The following is a 5,262-nucleotide window of genomic DNA, read 5'->3' on the forward strand; positions in this document are numbered from 1 at the left end:
TTCACAGCCCACCCATCAAGGTGTATTTGAGTTCCAGGTAATCCTCGATGCCGTATTTGGAGCCTTCGCGCCCCAGCCCCGAGGATTTGATCCCGCCAAACGGCGCGACTTCGGTGGAGATCAAACCTTCGTTGATCCCGACCATGCCGTATTCCAGCGCTTCGCTCATGCGCCAGGCGCGGCCCAGGTCGCGGGTGTAGCAGTAGGCAGCCAGGCCGAATTCGGTGTCGTTGGCCATCTGCACGGCCTCGGATTCGCTGGCGAAGCGGAACACCGCGGCGAGCGGGCCGAAGGTTTCTTCCCGGGCGACTTTCATCTGCGTGGTGATGCCGGCCAATACCGTGGGCTGGAAGAAGCCATGGCCCAGGGCGTGGCGTTCGCCGCCGCACAACAGCTGTGCACCTTGGGCCAGTGCATCCTGCACATGGTCTTCAACCTTGGCCACGGCGCGCTCGTTGATCAGCGGACCCTGGGTGACGCCGTCGGCGAAACCGCTGCCAACCTTGAGTTGCGAGACCCGTTCGGCCAACCGCGCGACGAAAGCGTCGTGAATACCGTCCTGCACCAGGAAGCGATTGACGCAGACACAGGTCTGGCCGGCATTGCGGAATTTGGCGATCAGCGCGCCTTCCACCGCACGTTCCAGATCGGCGTCGTCGAAGACGATAAAAGGCGCGTTGCCGCCCAGTTCCAGCGACACCTTTTTCAGCGTCGGCGCGCACTGCGCCATCAGCAACTTGCCAATGGCCGTGGAGCCGGTGAACGACAGTTTGCGCACCAGCGGGCTAGCGGTCAGTTCGGCGCCGATGGCGATGGCATCGCCGGTGATCACGTTGAAAATACCGGCGGGAATGCCGGCCTGCTCGGCCAGCGCCGCCATGGCCAGAGCCGAGAACGGCGTCTCCGGCGCCGGCTTGACAATGCACGGGCAACCGGCGGCCAGCGCCGGGCCGGCCTTGCGGGTGATCATCGCCGCGGGGAAGTTCCAGGGGGTGATCGCCGCGACGACACCGATCGGCTCCTTGCTCACGACAATGCGCGCATCGCCCTTGTGGCTGGGAATGGTGTCGCCGTAGATGCGCTTGGCTTCTTCGGCGAACCACTCGATGAAGCTGGCGGCGTAGAGGATTTCACCCTTGCCTTCGGCCAACGGCTTGCCTTGTTCGAGGGTGAGGATTTCGGCCAGGGCATCGGCGTTTTCCAGCATCAGCGCGTGCCAGCGCTTTAGCGTGTTGCTGCGTTCCTTGGCGGTGAGTGCGCGCCAGGCCGGCCAGGCCTTGTTGGCGGCGTCGATGGCCTGGCGTGCGTGTTCAGCGCCGAGGTTCGGCACTTGGCCGATCAACTCGCCGGTGGCCGGGTTGAAGATGTCCTGTTGCGCACCGTCGGGCGCACCCAGCCATTGGCCGTTGATGTAGGCCTGCTGGCGGAACAGTAACGAGGCTGCTGGGCTCATGCCGGCTCCTGACAAAATTTAAAAAATCTGCACGGACCCCTGTGGGAGCGGGCTTGCTCGCGAAAGCGGTGGGTCAGTCAATATTGATGTCAACAGATACTCCGCCTTCGCGAGCAAGCCCGCTCCCACAGGTTTTTTTGTGTGGAACCGATCAGGCCAGGGTGGGCAGGGGGCCCAGCTTGCCTTTGTGGTAGATCATCGGCGTCACCGGTTGCTCGGGCAGGATCAGGTTCTTCACCGCACCGACGATGATGGCGTGGTCGCCGCCATCGTATTCGCGCCACAGTTCGCACTCGATGATCGCCGTGGCCTTGCGCAGCAACGGGTTGCCCAGTTCGCTCAAGTGCCACTCGATGCCGTTGGCCTTGTCCTTGCCTTTGCCGGCAAACGCATAGGCTTCGGCGGTCTGGTCGGCGGACAGCAGGTGAATCGCGAACTGCTTGCTGTCGCGCAGGATCGGGTAGGTGTCAGAGGCGTAGTTGGGGCAGAACAGCACCAGTGCCGGATCGATCGACAGCGCACTGAAGGCACTGGCGGTAATGCCGACGATGCCGCCCGCCGGGTCCAGGGTGGTGACCACCGTGACCCCGGAAGGGAACGAGCTCATGACGTCTTTGTAAATGCCGGGTTCGATCATTTCTCAGGACTCCTAGCGCATCACGAATGGATCAGGCATCGGTGCCTGGGACAGATTGATCCACACCGTTTTCAGCTCGGTGTAGGCCAGCACGGAATCGATGCCGCTTTCGCGTCCATAGCCACTGTTCTTGAAGCCGCCGATCGGCGCCATGGCCGACACCGCGCGGTAGGTATTGACCCAGATGATCCCCGAACGCACGTCCCGGGCCAGGCGATGGGCGCGGCCCAGGTCGCGAGTCCAGATGCCGGCGGCGAGGCCGAACTGCGAGTCGTTGGCGATCGCCAGGGCTTCGGCTTCGTCCTTGAAACGGATGACCGAAGCCACCGGGCCGAACACTTCTTCCTGCATGATCTTCATCGAATTGCGGTCGCATTCGAACAGGGTCGGCTCATAGAACCAGCCTTCGCCCAGGTTCTGCGCACGCTTGCCACCCAGGCGCAGTGTTGCCCCTTCGGCAATGGCATCGGCCACCAGTCCTTCCACTACGGCCAGCTGCTGCGCGGTGGCCATCGGGCCCATTTCGCTGCTGTCTTCCTGCGGGTTGCCGATGCGGATGCGCTGGGCGCGTTCCACCAGGCGAGCGACGAATTCGTCGTAGATTTCGTCCTGCACCAGCAGGCGCGAACCCGACACACAGCTTTGCCCGGAGGCGGCGTAGATCCCGGCGATGGCGCCGTTGATCGCGCTGTCGAGGTCGGCGTCGGCGAAGATGATGTTCGGCGACTTGCCGCCCAGTTCCAGGGACAATTTCGCGAAGTTCTCGGCACTGCTGCGCACCACATGCCGGGCCGTCGCCGCGCCACCGGTGAAGGCGATCTTGCGCACCAGCGGATGGCGGGTGAGGGCGGCACCGGTGCTCGGGCCGTAACCGGTGACGACGTTGACCACGCCCGGCGGGATGCCGGCTTCCAGCGCCAAACGCGCCAGTTCGAGAATGGTCGCCGAGGCGTGCTCGGACGGCTTGATCACGATGGTATTGCCCGCCGCCAGGGCCGGCGCCAGTTTGATCGCGGTCAGGTACAGCGGGCTGTTCCACGGAATGATCGCGGCGACCACGCCCATGGCTTCGTGCACGGTGTAGGCAAACAGGTCGGGCTTGTCCAGCGGCAGGGTGCCGCCTTCGAGCTTGTCGGCCAGGCCTGCGGTGTAGTGGAAGAACTCCGGCAGGTAGCCGACCTGGCCGCGGGTCTCGCGGATCAGTTTGCCGTTGTCGCGGCTTTCCAGCTGCGCCAGTTGTTCCTTGTTTTCGGCGATCAGGTCGCCCAGTCGGCGCAGCAACTTGCCGCGGGCGGTGGCGGTCAGGCCACGCCAGGCCGGGCTGTCGAAGGCGGTCTGCGCAGCCTGTACGGCGCGCTCGACGTCGGCTTCGTCGGCATCGGGCAGTTCGGCCCAGGGCTCGGCCAGGGCCGGATTGAGGCTTTCGAAAGTCTTGCCGGAGAGGGCATCGACCCATTCACCGCCGATGCACATCTGGAAGCGTGTGAGTGTCATGCAACGATCCCCTTGATCTGGTTTTGTCGGGAGTGCGCCGTGTCGAGAAACTCCAGCAACAGCTGGTTGACCAGGCGCGGCGATTCTACGGGCATCATATGCCGCTGCTCGGCGAGCACGGCAACCTTCGCGCCGGGAATGCGCTGGGCCAGTTGCTCGGCCATTTCCGGGGTCGATCCCGGGTCGAGTTCGCCGGTGGCGATCAACGCCGGTACCTGGATGTTGCCCAGGTCCTCGGCGCGGTACATGTCCTGGGTGGCAAACAATTCGTAGGTGGTCAGGTAACCCTGGGGGTCATTGCCCGCCAGCGTCTGGCGAATCGCGGCGATCTGCGCCGGATTGGCCGCCTGGTATTCACGGCTGAACCAGCGTGACAGCGCGGCTTCGGCGTTGGCGTCCGGACCGTGCTCGGCGGCCTGGCTGGTGCGGGCGATCACGCCGGCACGTTGCTCAGCGGTGCGATTGAACACGCTGTTGAGCACCACCAGGCTTTGCAGGCGTTGCGGGTAATGCAGGGCGAAAGCCCGCGCCACCAGCCCACCCATGGAGAAACCGATCACGGCCGCCTTGGGCAATTGCAGATGATCGAGCAGCTCCAGCAACTGATCGGCATAACCGAGCAGCGGCGTGCCGCTTTCAGGGCGCGGGCTGGCGCCATGGCCGAGCATGTCGTAGGCGATGACGCGGTATTGCGTGGCCAGGCCAACGATCTGGCCGCCCCACATTTCTTTGTTCAGGCCCACGCCGTGGATCAAGACCACGGGCTGGCCTTGGCCGGTCGCCAGGTAACTGGTGCCAGCCGGGGTGCGTTCAGCGGTGAGCCGAATCATGGAGCGCTCCTGCATACCTTTTTGTTGTAGTGACCGACCGTCTTACTGGGCTTTTTCGGCAGCCAGTTCTTCCAGGTCGATGTAGCGGTTGCCGATGCGTGGGTGCAGGCGGCCGCCATCGGCGCAACCCAGGACCACGACGATTTCGTCGGCACGCGGCGCGTCTTCGATCTTCATTTCCAGGGTGATGTAGTGCGAACGCAGGCCTTCATCGTCCTTGTGCATCATCGGGATCTGGATCGAAGTGCCCGGGCCGCCGCGCTTGTTGGTAAAGCTCAGGTAGCTCTTGGCTTTCACCGCTTCGCGGTAATGGTTGCCAAAGCGCAGGGTGTGGATCACCGCGGAGGCGTGTTCGATTTCACCGTCGGCACCGACCACGGCAGCCTTGCCATAGGCTTCGATCTTCTCGGCACCGCCGATGATGCCCACCAGGCGCTCGACCATCATTGCGCCGAGGTCGGAGCAGTTGGCGCGGATCTGCGGCTTGAGGTCTTCAACGAAACCGTTGCCCAGCCAGGGGTTCTTCATCACCACGGCCAGCCCGACCATGGTCACGGGCTTGTCGGTGGCTTTGCCGCCTTCGATGAAGGTTTCTTCGACATAGCTGACGATCTTGCGGATTTCGAAACTCATGAGCTGCTCCGTATCAGGGTGGAAGGTGTCTGTGCGTATGATGGTATACCATAATACCGGATGCGCAATAGCCTGATGGGAGTTTCTGGTCGGAAGGCGATGAAAAGCTGGGGGAGGGGTGTAGCGATGGCGGCATCACGGCCACCATCGCATCGCCAGCAGGCCGGCTCCTACGGATTTGCGTGACGCCACCAATTCAACTTTCCTGCGCAAAA

At 63.5% G+C, this 5,262-nt stretch carries 5 protein-coding genes; all 5 read right to left on the reverse strand.

Translation table 11 applies throughout. The features are described 5' to 3' along the window. Window position 1: 1 nt before the first annotated feature. Entirely contained in the window at window positions 2-1,453 is a 1,452-nt protein-coding gene (locus ACM6I6_RS20360; RefSeq protein WP_414920635.1) for an NAD-dependent succinate-semialdehyde dehydrogenase, read from the reverse strand. Between the two features lie 151 nt (window positions 1,454-1,604). Further along, a complete protein-coding gene (locus tag ACM6I6_RS20365; RefSeq protein ID WP_046817508.1) occupies window positions 1,605-2,090 on the reverse strand; it encodes a flavin reductase family protein in 486 nt (161 codons plus the stop codon). Window positions 2,091-2,102: 12 nt separating this feature from the next. After that, complete coding sequence (locus ACM6I6_RS20370) at window positions 2,103-3,584, reverse strand: aldehyde dehydrogenase (RefSeq protein ID WP_323607488.1); 1,482 nt, start codon at window positions 3,582-3,584, stop codon at window positions 2,103-2,105. Then, complete coding sequence (locus ACM6I6_RS20375) at window positions 3,581-4,414, reverse strand: alpha/beta fold hydrolase (RefSeq protein WP_274077877.1); 834 nt, start codon at window positions 4,412-4,414, stop codon at window positions 3,581-3,583. The genes ACM6I6_RS20370 and ACM6I6_RS20375 overlap by 4 nt, the downstream gene beginning before the upstream one ends. A gap of 42 nt (window positions 4,415-4,456) precedes the next feature. After that, a complete protein-coding gene (locus ACM6I6_RS20380; RefSeq protein ID WP_323607489.1) occupies window positions 4,457-5,047 on the reverse strand; it encodes an amino acid synthesis family protein in 591 nt (196 codons plus the stop codon). Window positions 5,048-5,262: the final 215 nt, after the last annotated feature.

It is taken from the genome of Pseudomonas sp. IT-P218 (assembly GCF_949767605.1).
GTDB classification, from domain to species: Bacteria; Pseudomonadota; Gammaproteobacteria; order Pseudomonadales; family Pseudomonadaceae; genus Aquipseudomonas; species Aquipseudomonas putida_AE.

Bases quoted from the DNA above. Each gene is read 5' to 3' on its own strand.
- ACM6I6_RS20360 (WP_414920635.1), bottom strand. From the start codon at position 1,453: ATGAGCCCAGCAGCCTCGTTACTGTTCCGCCAGCAGGCCTACATCAAC.
- ACM6I6_RS20375 (WP_274077877.1), bottom strand. From the start codon at position 4,414: ATGATTCGGCTCACCGCTGAACGCACCCCGGCTGGCACCAGTTACCTG.
- ACM6I6_RS20380 (WP_323607489.1), bottom strand. From the start codon at position 5,047: ATGAGTTTCGAAATCCGCAAGATCGTCAGCTATGTCGAAGAAACCTTC.
- ACM6I6_RS20370 (WP_323607488.1), bottom strand. From the start codon at position 3,584: ATGACACTCACACGCTTCCAGATGTGCATCGGCGGTGAATGGGTCGAT.
- ACM6I6_RS20365 (WP_046817508.1), bottom strand. From the start codon at position 2,090: ATGATCGAACCCGGCATTTACAAAGACGTCATGAGCTCGTTCCCTTCC.